We start from the raw sequence: 18077 nt of genomic DNA, 5'->3' as shown, positions 1-18077 counted from the left end.
TGAGGGAGCGCCATACGTTGCCAACTGAAGAAGAATAGCTCAAACGTACATTTCTACATACTGTGGTCTGTTAGCTAATTTCTGCTAACAGACCATTTGGTTTTGCTCGTACTATGTGTACCGGTAGGCCCACCAAATCAAAATGCCTTGCAAGGGTAATCGGCCCCAGCGTATAATTCCTGAGATGGTCTGAAATTGATCCGCTGTTGCCATGTACACGTTGGCAGGAAAAACGGCAATAAGCAATAAAACAAGTCCCCAAGCTGATAATGAACGTGTAGCCGGAAACAAAAGACCGACTCCCAGGACTATCTCAGCTATACCACTTAGCGTAACCATGAGCTGATGCGCCGGTACGTAGGGTGGCATAATGGCTAAATACATTTTAGGACTGATGAAATGATTTAGCCCGGCTGCTACGTAAACAAGCGCCTGAATGTAAAGACTGAGGTTGTTCATGAGTTCTCGGTTTGCTCAATTTACTCCACCACGTGCCCAACAAAGCCAGCAGTGTTGTCCAGAATTAGCCCTCCTCGCCGGAAGCCTAACCCACAGGCTTCGCCCGCGTAGAAAACGCCCGCCTGATACGTGTATCCGTTTGAGTCCTGAGGAAACTCGACGTATTCCTGGTAAATTTTTGGGTATTCACCGTAATCACCATCAGCTGTCAGCCGTTCACTACCATCGGCGTTCAGGATGCGAACATTGGCACCTTCGCGCCCGAACAATACTTTCTCGACACAGGCTTTGCCTGCCAAAACTTTGGTGTCTGTTTCGAGTAGTAGGGGATGGTCCGGGTAAAGCTCCCACAGAATTTTTAAAATGTATTTTGACTGAAAAAGAAGCGTATAAGCTGGATTTAGGATAACGGCCAGCCGTTTCCGTACGATTTCCGTCAGGATTTTTGTCAATTCAGGTTCATCTTCGGCAATGGATTCCCAGGGTACTAGCTTAAACCAGAAGTCCAGTTTTTCGAATTCGCCATTTTTAGGGTTTTGCCAGAAAATGCCTTCCTCAGCCGAAAATTCGACATTATCCACAAAATCGAATTCGAGTTCGAAATCAGCTTCACGGGCTGCCTCGCCAATGAGTGCTACGTTGGCATCGTCTTCAGGAAAACCCCGCATGGCTGATAGTAACAGCGTTGGCTGTAAATCGGGATTGAGAGCCAGTAACTCCTCAAACTGATCGGTTAAGGTCTCAAACACAGCATTGAATTGATGACTATCGTCAAGACCATTCGCTTTGAGGTGAGCATACTGAACCACGGCTGTTTCGGGCAGGCAGGTAGCCGTATCGGCATTGAACTCAATAAGCTTAATCGGGCGCCCATCTATGCCCCCAGCCAGATCAAAGCGGCCGTACAGGTGAATATTCCGGTCGTCGTTCCAGGATAATTTGATAAGATCAATCAAGTTGGCGGGAATGCCCAGTTCGGCAAACCGGTTCTCATCAATAACGTGCTGCCCAGCCGCTACGAACATCTCAAATAATTCATTGGCGGCTTCGTAATACATATCTGTTTCTGCGGGCGTTACAATCACCACTTCATTGCTTAAATAAGGAAGGGTATCTTTGCCCAGCATCCAGTCCCATCCAAGATTACTGAGTTGCGCATCAGGTGGTGTTGTGAGTGTTTTGAGTAAAATCATGTTAGTTGGTGATTTATGAGAGAGTGCCGTTCCAGTACGTTGTGAATGATAATTCGTTCGAAAGTAGTTGTTAATTCCTGCCGGAATGGTATCATGTTATAAATCTCGCCTATTCCTATGACCCGAACCGACTTACTTTTTGTTGGCGTGCTGCTAACCCTGACGATTGGTGCCGTGAGTGGACAATCGGTCCCCCGCAAATCGCCCGTCTCCGTTATTTTCGATACCGATATGGGACCAGATTATGATGACGTAGGGGCGATTACCCTGCTCCACGCTTTTGCCGACGAAGGAAAAGCCAATATTCTGGCAACCATTGCCAGCACGAATTATCCTAAGGTAACCCAAGTATTAAGTGTACTGAATACGTATTTCAAGCGGCCAGACATCCCCCTTGGCGTACCTAAAGGGAAAGCAGTAAGTGATAAAGACAGTCAGCATTGGTCGGATACGATTACGGCACGTTATCCGCATAAGATCAAATCGAATAGCGAGGTTCCTAATGCCATCGCGCTTTATCGGCAAATTCTGGCCAAACAGCCTGACCATAGCGTAACGATTATTACGGTAGGGTTTCTGACAAATTTGGCCAATTTGCTTGCGTCTAAACCCGACCAGTATTCTAAGTTACCGGGTAAGGAATTGGTGGCTCAAAAAGTAAAGAACGTAGTAAGCATGGCTGGTAAGTTTCCGAGCGGTCGGGAATACAACGTATTTAGAGATACGCCAGCCTCAAAAGCTGTGTTTGCCAACTGGCCAACACCCCTGTTGCTCAGCGGTTTCGAAATTGGAGAGCAGATCCATTCCGGTTTGCCGTTAACGAAGAATACCCGTATTCAACACAGTCCGGTTAAAGACGTCTTTACGATTTCTTTGCCCAAATCGAAAGAAGATAAAGACGGTCGGATGAGTTGGGATCAAACGGCCGTGCTGGTGGGTGTGAGCGGCTATGCACCCTATTATACTGTCAAATCGGGTCGGTTGACAATCAACGCCGACGGTTCCAATGGCTGGGACAATGCGGGCAAAGGTCATCAGTATTTAATCGTGAAGATGCCGACACCGCAGGTTGAAGTATTGATCAATAAACTCATGCAGCATCAACCCAGGAAGCAGTAATTGAAAAAAGCTGGAAAACGTACGCTAACATCGGGTGCTTTCGGGTCTTTTTTTGTTGTGTTTATATGACTAATTCATTGAAAGAAGGGCTTCGAAAAGCGGCCATGTTTTGCGCCTATCAGGAACGTACCCAGCAGGAAGTGCGCGACCGGTTGAAAGAATGGGGTATTTTTGGCGACGATGCCGAAGAAGTTATTGCGGAGCTTATTCAGCAGAATTACCTAAATGAAGAACGATTTGCAAAGGCGTTTGCCGGGGGTAAGTTCCGTGTGAAAGGCTGGGGAAAACGCAAAATCAAGCAGCATTTGCAGCAGCGGGGCATTTCGGGTTATAATCTCGACCAGGCCATGAAAGATATCGCCCCAGACGATTATCGCGAAACGCTAACCGATTTACTGGATAAGAAACGCCGGAGCCTACGTGACGAAAATCCACTGGTTGTCAAGCAAAAACTGGTGCGATATGCCCTTAGTAAAGGCTACGAGTCAGAACTGATTTTTTCGGTATTAGGGCGCGAGGAATAACTCCTTCTTTCGTCAGCTAGCCTTTTTATTCTATTTTGTAAGTCCCCTGTCTGCTTTGCTTATGCCCCGATTATTTCTGGAAATGGAACAGATGGCCAACCTGACCAGTGGTTTTGGACAGCTCTGTCTACATCTGGGACGCGAACTGGTTCGTCAAAAACCAACTGATTGGGAGCTAACATTTTTGGTTTCTAAAGAGCAGGTTGGTGTGTTTGGCTCGTCTGTAAAGTATATTGTAGCCAGCAAATGGCAACGAATTTGGCGACCATGGAAGTTCGATGTCTGGCACTGCCTGCATCAGGGCTCCCGAATTTATCCGACGCGTCCTACCCGATTCGTCTATACAATTCTGGATCTCAATTATTTGTCGATGGTCGAATATTCGGCCCTGCGAAAAGCCCGCCAACGAAAACGCTATCAGGCACGTATCAATCAGGCATCGGTTATAACGACCATTTCTTCTTACGTAGCTCAGGATGTTCGCCGACAGTTGGTTGTGCCGTCTCAGACGCCAGCGCGAACTATTTACTGTGGCGTCGATATTCCCGACAACGTATTGATGGCTCCGCCAGTCGTTAGACCCAATGGGCCATTTTTGTTTTTTATTGGGATGCTGCAATCCTATAAAAACGTTCATACGATGCTCCCCTTGTTGGTCGCGAACCCCGGCCATTGGTTGGTATTGGCGGGTCCCGACAAGCCTGAGTACAGCCAGCAGATTTGGGAGCAAGCCCGGCACTTGGGCGTAGCCGATCGGCTTTTGATGCCGGGACCCATTGATGAATCAACAAAATGGTGGTATTACGCCCACTGCGATGCGTTTTTGTTCCCCTCATTACTGGAAGGCTTTGGCATTCCCGTCGTCGAAGCAATGTCTTTTGGGAAGCCCGTTTTTAGTTCAGCCCTAACAAGTTTACCCGAAGTTGGTGGTTCCGAAGCTTTCTATTTCCCTTCATTCGACGCCGAAACGGTCAGTAGGACATTTAAAGAGGGTATGGAAATCTATCAAAAGGATACAGCTATGCCAGATCGACTACGTTTGCAAAGCCAGAAGTTTCGATGGGAAATTGCCGCTTCTCAATACTGGCAACTTTATCAGGGTTTAATGGATAATGTAAAATGATAAATTATCCATTAGCTTCCACTCGCTTAGCTTCCAGCGCGTAGCAAAACGAATTAGTTAGTGAACATGTAGTTGTATATTCTGATGATTACTTATTGAACGCGTTGATATTATTACGGTCATCATCCAGGTTATGTACCTCAATGGCCAGTTGCCTTACTCGCCTGATTAGGCCGGGTGCTGTATGGTATAGGATATCATACTCGCTTCCTTCAAAATCCATTTTTAGCAAATCAATTGTCTGCAAATCGTTATCTGAAAATGAGTAAATGCTACTATCTTGTAGGTATACAACTCGCTGCAATACCTTTACGGATAAAATTACTTTATCTTAACTCTACTCGCCATGTTCAAATATTTGAAGGAATCATTTGCCAGAAAAAAGGCAAGACGTGTTACGGCTAAATATCCATATGAAATAGATTCCTTTCAACTAGCTACAGAGGGTGAAGTACAATTCGCTAACTGGCGAAATCCGTTGATTCCTCCACAAAATATCACACAGAGTGAAATAAATTTCTTCCGCCGGTTTGCCACACCTGGCAGCTTTAGTATTGACGTAGGGGCGAATATCGGCGATACGACTGTGCCGATGGCGCTGGCTGTCGGTAAAGATGGGCTGACACTAGGCTTTGAACCGAACCCGGTAACGTATGAAATTCTAGAAGCTAACGCTCGGTTAAATAAGGCAAAAACCAACATTGTCCCTTTGCGGTATGCCATTACTGAAGAGGAGGGTGAGTTCTTTTATTCGTCGTCTGAAGCATCCTTTGGCAACGGTGGCGTATCGGCTACTGCCAGTGAAGCGGATCAACATGGAAAATTTAAACTCGCGGAAAAGGTAAAAGGAATCAACCTGAGTACATACTTAATCGACAATTATAAAGAATTCCTGCCCAGGCTATCACTTATTAAAGTGGATGTAGAAGGGCACGATAAGGACGTACTACGCTCCATTTCTTCGTTGATTGATGAATATAAGCCAACGCTTATTGCCGAGTGCTTTAGTGAGTCTACGCTGGATGAGCGGATGGAATTATATCAGATCGTAGCTGATCATGATTATACGCTGTATTATTTCGAGGATTTCTTTGATGAGGCAGAAATCATTCAAATTAGTCCCCCAGATATGAATCGGTGGAAGAATTTTAATTTCTACGCTGTTCCTCTTACTCGATCTAAGAAGTAGTCGATGAGTTACTACGTTAAAAAGACCAAAGTCTGTCAGACTTTGGTCTTTTTAACGTAAGCTCGATAAGCTATTACACTAAAATAAGCGTACCAATAATAACTTAAAAGTCAGCGTCGAACGTAATGCCTTTAGGTTCTTCCTGTACCGTTACGGGCGTTGGGCTGGTGGTATCCTGTGGCTGAGTAGCGGCTGCTTTCATAGCCTTGAATTTGGCCATCACTTCGCCACGCTGGTATTCACCAACGCGTTTCTCGAAAAAGTTAGTCTTGCCCTGCAACGAAATCATGTCCATGAAATCAAATGGATTTGCTACGTTGTATAGTTTGCGCAGGCCAAGCGTAGTCAGCAAGTGGTCGGCTACAAAGGCGATGTACTGCTTCATCAACTCGGCGTTCATCCCGATAAGCGACACGGGTAACGCATCGGCTACAAACTCCTGCTCGATTTCAACAGCATTGCTAATAATATCATAAATCTGCGACTCAGGAAGCTTGTTGGCAATATGGTCGGTGTAGAGCATACAGGCGAAATCGCGATGCAGGCCTTCGTCACGTGAGATGAGTTCGTTCGAGAAAGTCAGGCCGGGCATCATACCCCGCTTCTTAAGCCAGTAAATAGAGCAGAAGGAACCCGAAAAGAAAATGCCTTCTACAACGGCAAAGGCAATAAGCCGCTCGGCAAACGTACCATTATCAATCCAGCGCAACGCCCAGTCGGCTTTTTTCTTGACGCACGGAATTGTGTCAATCGCGTTCAGGAGCCGATCTTTTTCTGCGCTATCTTTAATGTACGTATCAATCAACAACGAGTAAGTTTCGGAGTGGATATTCTCCATCATAATCTGAAACCCGTAGAAACATTTGGCTTCGGCGTACTGTACTTCCGATAGAAAATTGACGGCCAGATTTTCATTCACGATCCCATCTGATGCTGCAAAGAAGGCCAGTACGTGCGAAATGAAGTGGCGTTCCCCATCATTGAGGCTGTTCCAATCTTTCATGTCCTGGCCGAGGTCAATCTCTTCGGCGGTCCAGAACGACGCCTGATGGGTTTTGTAGTATTCCCAAATATCCCAGTGCTGGATTGGGAACAGCACAAAGCGGCCTTTGTCTTCTTCTAAGATCGGTTCGATCACATCATTTTGTATCATGGTGCTACGTATGCGGTTTATATGAAAAGCTCAGGTTAGTACGAAGGCTGAGCAGTAAGTTCAGTCTAACAAATTTAAGCGTTCTGCCCGCTTCTGCAAGGTGACTAGATAGAATCAATGTTATTAGTCAAATTTCTTATTTGACTAAGATTAACGTAGTCAGATGGTTAGTGTGAGGATGGTTAGCGAAGTTCTTGGAATAGTTTAGGATTGAAAAGGGCTAGGTGAGAACTAAGCTCTACAATTCAAGAGCGTTGAGTTGATGAACATATAACACCGTTGCCCCGCCGTTTGTCTAAAACTATCATTCTACACCGCCGTGATGTGGACAGGTACCGCGCCTTGACGTTACACATTTTTGTAGAGACGCGACCCTTCGCGTCTTATTCGCGTCAGCAATTGGTAAGATGGTCATTTTGGCATTAGCCTATAAGACGCGAAAAAACCATCCGGTCATGAGACGCGAAGGCCGGTTCGCCAGTGCGGTCGCGTTTCTACATTTCCCGGAAACTACCCCCACCTGTTTTACGTTGTTCTTTAGAATAAGCCCGTGGCAACGTGACGACAGAAGAAAAGGGAACACTTACCGATATTGACCTGACAGGGTATGACCAGATTGAAGTGCTGGGCGCCCGTGAACATAACCTCAAAAATATTGACGTTACCATTCCCCGCAACAAGCTGGTGGTCGTGACGGGTATCAGCGGAAGTGGCAAATCGTCACTAGCGTTCGATACGATTTATGCCGAAGGCCAACGGCGCTATATGGAGAGTTTTTCGGCCTACGCCCGTTCGTTTATTGGCGATATGGAACGGCCTGATGTGGACAAAATCAACGGTTTGAGTCCGGTGATTTCCATAGAGCAGAAAACTACATCCAAGAATCCTCGTTCAACGGTCGGAACTACGACCGAGATTTACGATTTTCTGCGATTGCTCTACGCTCGCGCGGGTGAAGCGTTTTCCTACGTAACGGGTCGTAAAATGGAGCGTCAGTCGCAGGACCAGATTATTGATACAATTCTGGAGCAATATGCTGGTCAGAAACTCACGTTGATGGCTCCAATCATCAAAAGCCGGAAAGGACACTATCGCGAGCTGTTTGTGCAGATTGCCAAGACGGGCTATACGAAGGTGCGGGTTGATGGGATCGTGCAGGATATTGTGCCGAAGATGCAGTTAGACCGTTACAAAATTCACGACATCGAAATCGTCATTGACCGGCTCGTACCTAAGGTAGAAGATCGCTATCGGCTGAGTCAGTCGATCCAAACGGCGCTCAAACAAGGGAAGGGCGCTATGCAGATGCTTGATGGAAACGGGCAATTGGTCTATTTCTCGCAGAATCTGATGGACCCTGAATCGGGCATAAGTTATGATGAGCCGTCACCCAACTCGTTTTCATTCAACTCGCCTTACGGTGCTTGCCCGGTTTGTAATGGCCTGGGCGTAGTAGAAGAAATTACAGAAGAGTCGGTTATTCCGGATAAATCGCTCAGTATCAGCCGAGGAGCAATTGCGCCATTGGGCGAGTATCGCGAATTGTGGATTTTCAAGGAGATCGAAGCGATTCTGAAAAAATACAAACTCAACCTCACGACGCCCGTTGCGAAGTTTCCCGACGATCTGCTACACGCGCTCATGTATGGCACGGAAGAGGAAGCAACGGTGCCGTCGAAGAAGTACGTTGGTGAGGATTATTACAGCTTTAAGTTTGAGGGCATCGTTAACTTTCTGAAGCGTCAGCAGGAAAATAGCACTGACAAAATTCTGGACTGGCTCAAAGACTTTATGGTCGTGAAACCCTGTCCAGAGTGCGCTGGTGCACGACTAAAAAAGGAGTCTCTTTACTTCAAAATTGCTCAGAAGAACATCTCCGAATTGGCCCGGATGGACATTTCGGAACTGACGGTATGGTTTGAGGGGCTGGAAAGTCGCTTAACTGATCGTCAGAACGTCATCGGGAAAGAAATTCTGAAAGAAATTCGGAAACGCATTGGTTTCCTGCTCGACATTGGTTTGGATTACCTCACGCTTGACCGGCCGCTACGTACCTTGTCGGGTGGTGAAGCCCAACGTATTCGGTTAGCTACGCAAATTGGTACGCAACTGGTTGGTGTGCTGTACATTATGGATGAGCCAAGTATTGGGTTGCACCAGCGCGACAACGTCAAACTGATTGATTCGCTGAAAAACCTGCGTGACTTAGGCAACACGGTTCTGGTGGTTGAGCACGATAAGGACATGATGCTCGAATCAGATTTTATCCTTGATATCGGTCCCGGTGCGGGTCGGCATGGTGGTCAGGTCGTTAATCAGGGAACGCCCGATGAGTTTCTGAAAAATCAGTACGTTGGCGTGGCAGGCAGCAGTACAACCGCTGATTACTTAAGTGGGCGACGTAGCATCGAAGTGCCATCTGAACGACGTAAAGGCAACGGCAAATTTTTGATTATCAAGAATGCTACAGGCAACAATCTAAAGAATGTAACGCTAAAACTGCCGCTCGGCCGGATGGTAACCATTACGGGTGTATCTGGTAGCGGAAAGTCGTCGTTGATTCACGAAACGCTGTTTCCGGTGCTAAATCGACATTTCTACAAGTCGAAGCGCGAGCCATTACCCTTCAAAACGGTGGAAGGGCTGGAGTATTTAGACAAGGTAATTGAGGTCGATCAATCGCCAATTGGCCGGACGCCCCGCTCGAATCCTGCTACATATACGGGCATGTTTTCGGAGATTCGAACGCTCTTTGCCGAATTGCCGGAAGCTAAAATTCGGGGTTACAAGCCTGGTCGGTTTTCATTCAACGTTAAAGGTGGTCGTTGTGAGGATTGCGAAGGCGCGGGTATGAAGAAAATCGAGATGGAGTTTCTGCCCGATGTTCACATCATGTGCGAAACCTGTAAAGGGAAACGCTTCAATCGCGAAACGCTCGAAGTGCGCTTCAAAGGTAAGTCCATTGCTGACGTTCTTGATATGACGGTTGAGCAGTCATTGGACTTCTTCGCCAGTCAGCCCAAAATTCTCCGAAAAGTAACAACCCTGAATGATGTTGGACTTGGCTATATCACGCTTGGGCAACACGCTACTACGTTGTCGGGGGGCGAAGCGCAACGCGTAAAACTTGCCGAAGAATTATCTAAAAAAGACACGGGCAAGACGATGTACATTCTCGATGAGCCAACCACTGGTTTACATTTTCAGGACATCGCTCACCTGCTCGACGTACTGAACAAACTGGCCGACAAAGGCAATACGGTCCTAATCATCGAACACAATCTGGACGTAATTAAAGTCTCTGATCACCTCATCGACCTGGGTCCTGAAGGCGGCAACAAAGGTGGTTACATTGTCGCCGAAGGTACTCCCGAAAAGGTAGCTGAAGTCAAGGGAAGCTATACGGGCAAGTTTTTGAAGATGGAATTGGCTGGGTAAAAAAGTAAAAGCTATTAACTTCGCTGGTCTAAAAACAACCTGCGAAAACAGTTTATGCGTACCCCATTCTTTTATGTTTTGCTTCTGGTGCTCGTCGTTTTAGACGCCTGGCTATTGGCACACCCCAATCTGATTGGTCAGGCTGGGGTGTTCTTTTTCAATTACGAGTCCATTGAAACGTTTCCAAAAGCCATCGGTACGGTTTCACTGGTGGTGGGCGTAACCTTGCTTATTTCCTGGTTTGCTGGGCGACTTAGTCAGGCAGTAGCATTGATTATATCGGTTGCCTTACTGGCCGCATCGATCTACTATCTATTTCAGAGTTTCACGCAGTACAATACGGGTATTTATAAACTTACGGGTGCCGGTTTTCGGGCGGGGGCAATTCTACTGCCGGGTTTAGTGGTGCTAATATTGGGGAAAAGCACGTGGGACGCGATTTCAAACAGACGAAGCTGATTTCATTAACTCCATTTTTTACCCCATCTGGTTAATTCTAAGCGAGATAGTTCCATCTAGTTTACCAATCCTGTGCTCCCGCAATCTCGGTTAAACAATCCATCAAAACGGCCTATGTAAAGATCCTTCGGGATGGTTGAGCACAAGGTCATTTCCGAATGTACTGCATCCGATCGTTTTCTCTCTGGCAGTGTTATCGTAGCCGTGTTTAAGAAAGGCCTCTCTTCGCTGTTTTTTGCGTATTTTTGAGGTACTTCATCTCCCGCTCTCATGAACAAATTATACCTGCTATTCGTCTGGTTTCCGGTATCCCTTTTTGCTCAATCAACGTATCTTCTCAAACCCGACCGCGTTTTTGACGGTGAGTCCATCCATGAAGGCTGGGTCGTGCGGGTAAAAGATGATAAAATTGAAGCCGCTGGACCAACATCGGCCGTTTCGGCAAATGGGGCAGAAGTTATCGAGTTAAAGGGCCAGACGCTGATGCCCGGTTTGATAGAAGGGCATTCTCATTTGTTGTTGCACCCCTATAATGAAACGCCCTGGGACGATCAGGTTCTGAAAGAAGCCCGGTCATTACGCGTGGCTCGGGCGACCGTTCATGCGCAGAAAACGTTACTGGCGGGTTTTACAACCGTTCGTGATCTTGGAACCGAAGGTGCCGATTATGATGATGTAGGCCTGAAACAAGCTATCAATAAGGGCATAATTCCAGGTCCGCGCATGGTCATTGTCACGCGGGCACTCATTGCAACAGGCAGCTACGCCCCCAAAGGCTTTAGCCCGGATATTGATGTGCCACAGGGTGCTGAAGAGGCTGATGGACACGATGCCTTGATTCAAGCCGTTCGACGACAAATCGGCAAAGGCGCCGACGCCATAAAAATCTATGCTGACTACCGCTGGGGACTCATGGCCGAAGCCCGACCAACCTACACTGTTGACGAAATTAAGCTTATTGTGGACGTCGCGAAAAGCAGTGGTCGCGGTGTTGTGGCTCACGCCAGTACCGCCGAAGGGATGCGTCGGGCCATTTTGGGTGGTTGCGAAACCGTTGAACATGGTGATGCTGGAACCCCCGAAATCTTTGCGCTTATGAAGCAACATGGCACGGCGCTCTGCCCAACGCTGGCAGCTGGCGATGCAGTTAGCCAGTATCGCGGCTGGAAAAAAGGCCAGGAACCAGAACCTGAACGTATCAAACAAAAAAGAGTAACATTTAAACAGGCCCTTGATGCTGACGTAACGATGTGTGCTGGTGGGGACGTAGGTGTTTTTAGCCACGGCGACAATGCCCGCGAGTTGATCATGATGGTTGATTATGGCATGAAACCACTTGCCGTTATGCGTTCTGCTACGTCTGTTAATGCCGACGTGTTTCACCTGGCTGACCGGGGCCGTGTCAGGGCTGGATTGCTGGCTGATCTGGTTGCTGTAGAAGGTGATCCCACAAAAACTATTGCCGATGTACGTCGGGTTAGAGTAGTCATGAAAGGGGGCCTTCTTTACAAGTAGGCTCGTAAAACTTATTGTGCTTTCTGCAGGTTACAACTTAATAAAAACGTAATGCGGCTTTTTTAGCGCAAATTCATCTGTCGTTTATGTTTTTGGGCTAATTTCGCCCAGCATGGACGCACCCCGATGTTCATTAAGCCGTTAATTCATTATTTCTGAATACTCTACCCCGATTTCTTGTATGGCAAACACCGCTGAATTAACTGTCGATGGTAAGTCTTATTCCTTCCCCACTCTTGAAGGAACGGAACACGAGAAAGCCTTTGACATTTCTAACCTCCGTGACCAAACCGGCTATGTTACATTAGACCGGGGTTATAAAAACACCGGTGCAACAAAGAGCGCCATTACATTTTTAGATGGCGAACTGGGCATCCTGCAATATCGGGGGTATTCCATTGAGGATCTGGCCGCAAAAGCATCATTTCTGGAAGTAGCCTATCTGCTTATATACGGCGAATTGCCAACTAAAGAAGAGTTTACTACGTTCGAGACGGCTATTCGTCGGCATACGTTAGTGAACGAAGACATGCGGAAAATCTTCGACGGTTTTCCGGTTAATGCGCACCCAATGGGTGTGTTGTCGTCGCTGGTAAGCGCTATGAGCGCTTTCTACCCTGATTTGCAGGGTGGTAGTGACGAAGATAAGACCGATTTGCATATTATTCGGTTGCTGGCCAAGATCCCGACTATTGCTACCTGGTCATACAAGCGGTCGTTGGGTCATCCGATGAACTACCCTAAAAACCAGTTGGACTACATTCCCAACTTCCTGAACATGATGTTCTCGCTGCCGGTCGAAGACTATAAAGTCGATCCGGTCGTCGCTGAAGCCCTGAACGTACTGCTTATTCTGCATGCCGACCATGAACAGAATTGCTCAACCTCAACGGTGCGGCTTGTTGGTTCGTCGCAGGCAAATATCTATTCGTCTATTTCGGCTGGTATCAGTGCTTTATGGGGACCGCTGCACGGTGGCGCCAACCAGGAAGTAATTGAAATGCTTGAAGACATTAAAGCCGATGGTGGCGACGTATCGAAATACGTTGAGATGGCCAAAAACGCGAAAACAACGGGCTTCCGGCTGTTTGGATTTGGGCATCGGGTTTATAAAAACTTTGATCCACGCGCTAAAATTATCAAGAAAGCGGCCGACGATGTACTAAGCAAACTTGGCGTTAACGACCCGGTACTAGAAATTGCTAAAGGTTTGGAAGAGGCTGCCTTGCACGACGATTATTTTGTGTCGCGTAAGCTGTATCCAAACGTAGATTTCTATTCTGGAATCATTTACCGCGCCCTTGGCATTCCAACCAACATGTTTACGGTGCTGTTTGCTATTGGCCGCCTACCGGGCTGGATTGCGCAGTGGAAGGAAATGCGGGAGCAGAAAGAACCCATCGGTCGCCCACGCCAGATCTATACTGGTGCAACGTTGCGCGAGTTTAAGTCAATAGATGAGCGGTAGCATTAATTGCTTGCTTTAATTCAATCATAAAAAAGGCAGCTACTGATTCAGTAGCTGCCTTTTTTATATCAATACGTCGATTAGAACACGTTACAACTGATTAATCATCAATTGCACCTTCGTCATCATCTTCTGTACCACCGATAGGATCGAGCAGGGCGTCTGAATCTTCACTGATCTTAGCTCGGATCTTACCTTCCAGTTCCGCCATTAATTCAGGGTTGTCAAGCAGCAGTTCCTTCACGGCATCACGGCCTTGAGCCAGACGGCTCGTGCCATAAGAGAACCAGGAACCAGACTTCTTAACAATTTCCATCTCAACTGCTAAGTCAAGGATCTCACCTACTTTCGAGATGCCCTGACCATACATAATGTCGAACTCAACAACTTTGAAAGGGGCCGCCAGCTTGTTTTTGACGACCTTCACCTTAGTCCGGTTACCCACAATGTTGTCGGCACCTTCTTTGATCTGACCAATACGGCGAATATCCAGACGAACCGATGCGTAGAACTTCAGCGCGTTACCACCCGTAGTAGTTTCGGGGTTACCGAACATCACACCAATTTTCTCACGTAACTGGTTGATGAAAATACAGCAGCAACCCGTTTTGTTGATTGTACCGGTCAATTTACGTAGCGCCTGCGACATCAAACGAGCCTGTAAGCCCATTTTACTTTCGCCCATTTCACCTTCGATTTCAGCTTTTGGTACGAGAGCTGCTACTGAGTCAATAACGATAATGTCAATAGCACCAGAGCTAATTAAGTGTTCCGCAATTTCAAGCGCCTGTTCACCATTGTCTGGCTGAGAAATCAGCAGGTTTTTAACATCAATTCCGAGCTTTTCGGCGTATGTGCGATCAAAGGCATGTTCAGCATCAATGAACGCGGCCAGACCACCCGCCTTTTGAGCTTCGGCAATGGCGTGCATTGTCAATGTCGTTTTACCGGATGATTCTGGCCCGTAGATTTCAACGACACGGCCACGTGGTAGGCCACCAATACCGAGGGCTAAATCCAGACCAAGTGAGCCAGTCGAGATGACGGGGACGTCGACAACTTTGGTTTCGCTAAGGCGCATTACTGTACCTTTTCCGAATGCCTTGTCGAGCTTCTCGATGGTGGTTTGGAGGGCTTTTAATTTGTTGTCATTAGCAGATGCTATGGCTTGCGCCGTATCTGATTTTGCCATGTTAGGACGGTTGTTTAAACAGATAAAATTACCCAAAAATGGTCAGATAACCAAATGGGTTTTTAAAATAGTTGAGCCCTTTTTTGGACTGATTTGCAGAAAGATAATGGATAAAATGAAAGTCCATCAATGGCCTGTTTTTCAGGTTAATAGATGGACTTTTGAGTCTACTTTTACTTACAGCGTAGAATCAGCCATAGCGGGTTGCTGAGCTGGTGTTGGCTGCTGCGTTTGAGGTTGCCCGGCCTGGGGTTGAGCTGGTTGGTTTTGACCTGGCTGATAGCCCGGATAGGCCGATCCATCACCATATGGACGAGCAGCCGGACCAACGATTTCTACCCCTGTGATGTAGTATTTTGTTTCGCCATTCCAGGGAAATTTCAGAATTTTCTCTTCATAATGGAGCGTTACCCGTTGGCCAGACTTAACGGCCTGTGTGATCTGAGCAGCTACCGCATCGTCGTCCACCGAAAAGTCAAAATATTGCGGTGTCAGCGAACCCGTTTCTCCCGAGAAGCCGCCTACATTCAAAACACCTTCATACGTTTTGAAAAGAAAGCCACGACGGCTGAATTTAGAGACTGTTCCGGCGCGTTCACCGTCGCTGTAACTCCAGCCAGTAAGGGCGTACAGAACACCGAAAACAACTAATAAGAACAATAGGAAATACAATATTCCTCGCATGGGTATGATTGGTTTGGTGGCAGTTTATAAGCACACAAATAGACAACATTTTCTGACAACTTCTGTTTCAGGTCTGTATTGACCGGGAATTATTCGTTGCGTCACTGAGTAACGTACTGTCTTTTAACCCGTCACGCCTGAAGTTTTGCCCTGTATTTCGTTACTTTGCGCCTGATTAGCTGTGCAGCTTACCCGCTGTCAGCCAAATCCGACAAACCGGTACGCCGGTGCGATAAAATATTTCGTTGTTAACCCTTCTTATTTCTCTACAATGAGTACCATCCAAAGCATTCATGCCCGGCAGATTCTGGATTCACGTGGTAACCCAACTGTCGAAGTGGACGTCCGTACCGAAAACGGTTATCTGGGTCGGGCCGCCGTCCCCTCGGGCGCATCGACCGGCACCCACGAAGCTGTTGAACTTCGTGATGATGATCCAAAGGTCTATGTAGGCAAGGGCGTGCTGAAAGCCGTTTCGAATGTTAACGAGCTGATTTTTCCGGAACTGGTTGGCATTTCGGTTTTTGAACAAAGCATCATTGATAAAATCATGCTTGAACTGGACGGTACGCCAAATAAAGGCCGTTTAGGGGCAAATGCAATTTTAGGGGTATCGCTGGCCGTGTCTAAAGCTGCTGCACAGGAAGCCGGTTTGCCACTTTATCGCTACATCGGTGGCGTTAATGCAAATACGCTGCCCGTGCCAATGATGAACATCCTCAATGGAGGCTCCCATGCCGATAATTCCATTGATTTTCAAGAGTTTATGGTTATGCCAGCCAACGCATCGAGTTTCTCGGAAGCACTACGTATGGGTACCGAAATTTTTCATACGCTCAAAGGCGTTCTGAAAAAGATGGGCCTTGCCACCAACGTAGGTGATGAAGGTGGTTTTGCGCCTAACATCAAATCGAACGAAGAAGCGATTCAAACCATTATTCAGGCTATTGAGAAAGCAGGCTATCGTCCAGGCGAAGATGTCTGGATTGCGATGGATGCTGCTTCGTCGGAGTTCTACGATGCTGAAGCAGGTGTTTACCACTTCAAAAAATCAACTGGCGACAAATTGACGTCGTCTGAAATGGCGGGCTTCTGGAAAGATTGGGCGGCCAAATACCCAATCCTGTCGATTGAAGATGGCATGGCTGAAGATGATTGGGCTGGCTGGAAATTACACACCGACGAACTGAAAGGCACTAAAGTGCAACTGGTGGGCGACGATTTGTTTGTTACCAACGTAACGCGCCTTCAGGAAGGTATCGACAAAGGCATTGCCAATGCCATTCTGGTGAAAGTAAACCAGATTGGTTCGCTAACCGAGACGATTGATACGGTAAACCTGGCTAAACGGAATTCGTACAAGAACATTATGTCGCACCGTTCGGGCGAAACCGAAGATGCAACCATTGCTGACCTGGCGGTAGCCCTTAATACGGGCCAAATCAAAACGGGTTCGGCATCGCGCTCAGACCGGATGGCAAAATACAACCAACTGCTACGTATCGAAGAAGAATTAGGCGAAGTAGCGTATTTCCCAGGACTTAAATTTTAGCATAGAGCCGAGGGGGTGGGGCAGAGGGTTAACAAATCTGAATGCCCCATGCCCTTCGCCCCATGCCCTCTGCTCCCATGTTCCAAAAACTCCTTCATTACGGCCGAAATTTCTACGTAGCGACTGGCTTAGGACTGTTGGCGTGGATGACGTTTTTTGATGCTAATGACTTACCGACGCAAATTCGGAACTACTGGAAGCTGCATGAATTAGATCAGGACACCCGGTATTATCAGGATAAAATAAAACTGGTGCAGACGGAACGGAAAGAGTTGCTGGGCAATGACCGGCTTCGGGAGAAATTCGCCCGCGAAAAGTACCTGATGAAAAAAGAGGGTGAAGACGTATTTGTCATCGTGGACGAACACAATGAACCGCTAGAAAAATAATGATACATAATACATGATGAATGATTAGAGCACTACTATTTATTCATCATGTATTACGTATCATTCATCATTCCGAATGATAAACGTTCTCTTCGTTTGTTATGGCAATATTTGCCGGTCGCCAGTAGCCGAGGGCGTGTTCAGGCAATTGGTTGCTGAGGCCGGCCTGGATAAGCAGATTCAGGCTGATTCTGCTGGAACGGCCTCCTTTCACATCGGCCAACTGGCCGACCGGCGCACCCGGGAAAACGCCCTTGAACATGGGTTAACGATTACCCACCGAGCGCGACGCTTAATTGGCGAAGATTTGGCCGAGTTTAATTACTTAGTGGCCATGGATGAAAAGAATCTCGAAGCCATCGAAAAGCTGAATTACCGCAGCACAGGCCTATACACCACCGACACGATTTTCCTGTTGCGGGAGTTTGATCCGGATATTAGCGACGAGCCGAACGTGCCCGATCCCTATTACGAAGGCCCGGAGGTTTTTGAAGAAGTTTATCAAATCACACTACGTTGTTGCCGTCAATTACTGACGTACCTGAGGCAACAGCATAATCTTAAGGAGCGAGATCAGACCCCCGAAGCGGAGCGAAAGATGAAAGAGTGAAAAACCACCC

The 18077-nt window shown here is 47.2% G+C and carries 17 protein-coding genes; 11 read left to right on the top strand and 6 right to left on the bottom strand.

Annotated features, from left to right (window positions below):
* Positions 1 to 111: 111 nt before the first annotated feature.
* Both ACYVEA_RS22615 and ACYVEA_RS22610 read right to left on the bottom strand, forming a co-directional pair.
* Positions 112 to 459 carry a DoxX family protein gene (locus ACYVEA_RS22615; protein ID WP_461115711.1) on the bottom strand — a complete coding sequence of 116 codons (348 nt, stop codon included), beginning with the start codon at positions 457 to 459 and terminating at the stop codon, positions 112 to 114.
* 20 nt (positions 460 to 479) lie between these two features.
* On the bottom strand, positions 480 to 1652 hold the full coding sequence (locus ACYVEA_RS22610) for a glutathionylspermidine synthase family protein (protein ID WP_461115710.1): 1173 nt from the start codon (positions 1650 to 1652) through the stop codon (positions 480 to 482).
* 117 nt (positions 1653 to 1769) lie between these two features.
* Here ACYVEA_RS22610 and ACYVEA_RS22605 point away from each other — a divergent pair, with 117 nt between their 5' ends.
* From ACYVEA_RS22605 to ACYVEA_RS22595, 3 genes are all read left to right on the top strand, one after another.
* Entirely contained in the window at positions 1770 to 2771 is a 1002-nt protein-coding gene (locus ACYVEA_RS22605) for a nucleoside hydrolase (protein WP_461115709.1), read from the top strand.
* A gap of 65 nt (positions 2772 to 2836) precedes the next feature.
* Entirely contained in the window at positions 2837 to 3295 is a 459-nt protein-coding gene (locus tag ACYVEA_RS22600; RefSeq protein ID WP_461115708.1) for a regulatory protein RecX, read from the top strand.
* A gap of 61 nt (positions 3296 to 3356) precedes the next feature.
* The gene (locus tag ACYVEA_RS22595) at positions 3357 to 4418 is read left to right on the top strand and encodes a glycosyltransferase family 4 protein (RefSeq protein WP_461115707.1); all 1062 of its coding nucleotides are present in this window, start codon (positions 3357 to 3359) and stop codon (positions 4416 to 4418) included.
* 88 nt (positions 4419 to 4506) lie between these two features.
* Here the strand turns inward: ACYVEA_RS22595 and ACYVEA_RS22590 are convergent, their stop codons facing one another.
* On the bottom strand, positions 4507 to 4722 hold the full coding sequence (locus ACYVEA_RS22590) for an FkbM family methyltransferase (protein WP_461115706.1): 216 nt from the start codon (positions 4720 to 4722) through the stop codon (positions 4507 to 4509).
* Positions 4723 to 4764: 42 nt separating this feature from the next.
* On the opposite strand from ACYVEA_RS22590, the gene ACYVEA_RS22585 reads away from it, so the two are divergent.
* Positions 4765 to 5607 (top strand): FkbM family methyltransferase, encoded by an 843-nt coding sequence (locus ACYVEA_RS22585; protein WP_461115705.1) that lies wholly within the window; start codon positions 4765 to 4767, stop codon positions 5605 to 5607.
* Positions 5608 to 5710: 103 nt separating this feature from the next.
* On the opposite strand, the gene ACYVEA_RS22580 is transcribed toward ACYVEA_RS22585, so the two are convergent.
* Complete coding sequence (locus ACYVEA_RS22580) at positions 5711 to 6760, bottom strand: ribonucleotide-diphosphate reductase subunit beta (RefSeq protein ID WP_461115704.1); 1050 nt, start codon at positions 6758 to 6760, stop codon at positions 5711 to 5713.
* Between the two features lie 558 nt (positions 6761 to 7318).
* On the opposite strand from ACYVEA_RS22580, the gene uvrA reads away from it, so the two are divergent.
* From uvrA to ACYVEA_RS22560, 4 genes are all read left to right on the top strand, one after another.
* Positions 7319 to 10198 carry an excinuclease ABC subunit UvrA gene (uvrA, locus tag ACYVEA_RS22575; RefSeq protein ID WP_461115703.1) on the top strand — a complete coding sequence of 960 codons (2880 nt, stop codon included), beginning with the start codon at positions 7319 to 7321 and terminating at the stop codon, positions 10196 to 10198.
* Positions 10199 to 10252: 54 nt separating this feature from the next.
* Complete coding sequence (locus ACYVEA_RS22570) at positions 10253 to 10657, top strand: hypothetical protein (protein WP_461115702.1); 405 nt, start codon at positions 10253 to 10255, stop codon at positions 10655 to 10657.
* Between the two features lie 270 nt (positions 10658 to 10927).
* Complete coding sequence (locus ACYVEA_RS22565; protein WP_461115701.1) at positions 10928 to 12172, top strand: metal-dependent hydrolase family protein; 1245 nt, start codon at positions 10928 to 10930, stop codon at positions 12170 to 12172.
* Between the two features lie 181 nt (positions 12173 to 12353).
* Positions 12354 to 13640, top strand: coding sequence for a citrate synthase (locus ACYVEA_RS22560; RefSeq protein WP_461115700.1), 1287 nt, complete (start codon positions 12354 to 12356; stop codon positions 13638 to 13640).
* A 100-nt stretch (positions 13641 to 13740) separates the two neighbouring features.
* Here the strand turns inward: ACYVEA_RS22560 and recA are convergent, their stop codons facing one another.
* Both recA and ACYVEA_RS22550 read right to left on the bottom strand, forming a co-directional pair.
* Positions 13741 to 14832 carry a recombinase RecA gene (recA, locus tag ACYVEA_RS22555; RefSeq protein WP_093825591.1) on the bottom strand — a complete coding sequence of 364 codons (1092 nt, stop codon included), beginning with the start codon at positions 14830 to 14832 and terminating at the stop codon, positions 13741 to 13743.
* A 177-nt stretch (positions 14833 to 15009) separates the two neighbouring features.
* Positions 15010 to 15516, bottom strand: coding sequence for a hypothetical protein (locus ACYVEA_RS22550; protein ID WP_461115699.1), 507 nt, complete (start codon positions 15514 to 15516; stop codon positions 15010 to 15012).
* A gap of 271 nt (positions 15517 to 15787) precedes the next feature.
* Between ACYVEA_RS22550 and eno the strand changes: the two genes are divergently transcribed.
* From eno to ACYVEA_RS22535, 3 genes are all read left to right on the top strand, one after another.
* On the top strand, positions 15788 to 17068 hold the full coding sequence (gene eno, locus ACYVEA_RS22545) for a phosphopyruvate hydratase (protein WP_461115698.1): 1281 nt from the start codon (positions 15788 to 15790) through the stop codon (positions 17066 to 17068).
* 41 nt (positions 17069 to 17109) lie between these two features.
* On the top strand, positions 17110 to 17457 hold the full coding sequence (locus tag ACYVEA_RS22540; protein ID WP_461115697.1) for an FtsB family cell division protein: 348 nt from the start codon (positions 17110 to 17112) through the stop codon (positions 17455 to 17457).
* A 76-nt stretch (positions 17458 to 17533) separates the two neighbouring features.
* The gene (locus tag ACYVEA_RS22535) at positions 17534 to 18067 is read left to right on the top strand and encodes a low molecular weight protein-tyrosine-phosphatase (RefSeq protein WP_461115696.1); all 534 of its coding nucleotides are present in this window, start codon (positions 17534 to 17536) and stop codon (positions 18065 to 18067) included.
* The last annotated feature ends 10 nt before the right edge of the window (positions 18068 to 18077 follow it).

It is taken from the genome of Spirosoma jeollabukense (assembly GCF_054777855.1).
The sequence above is the reverse complement of the archived record's forward strand: the minus strand, read 5'-3'. Positions and strand labels throughout refer to the sequence as shown.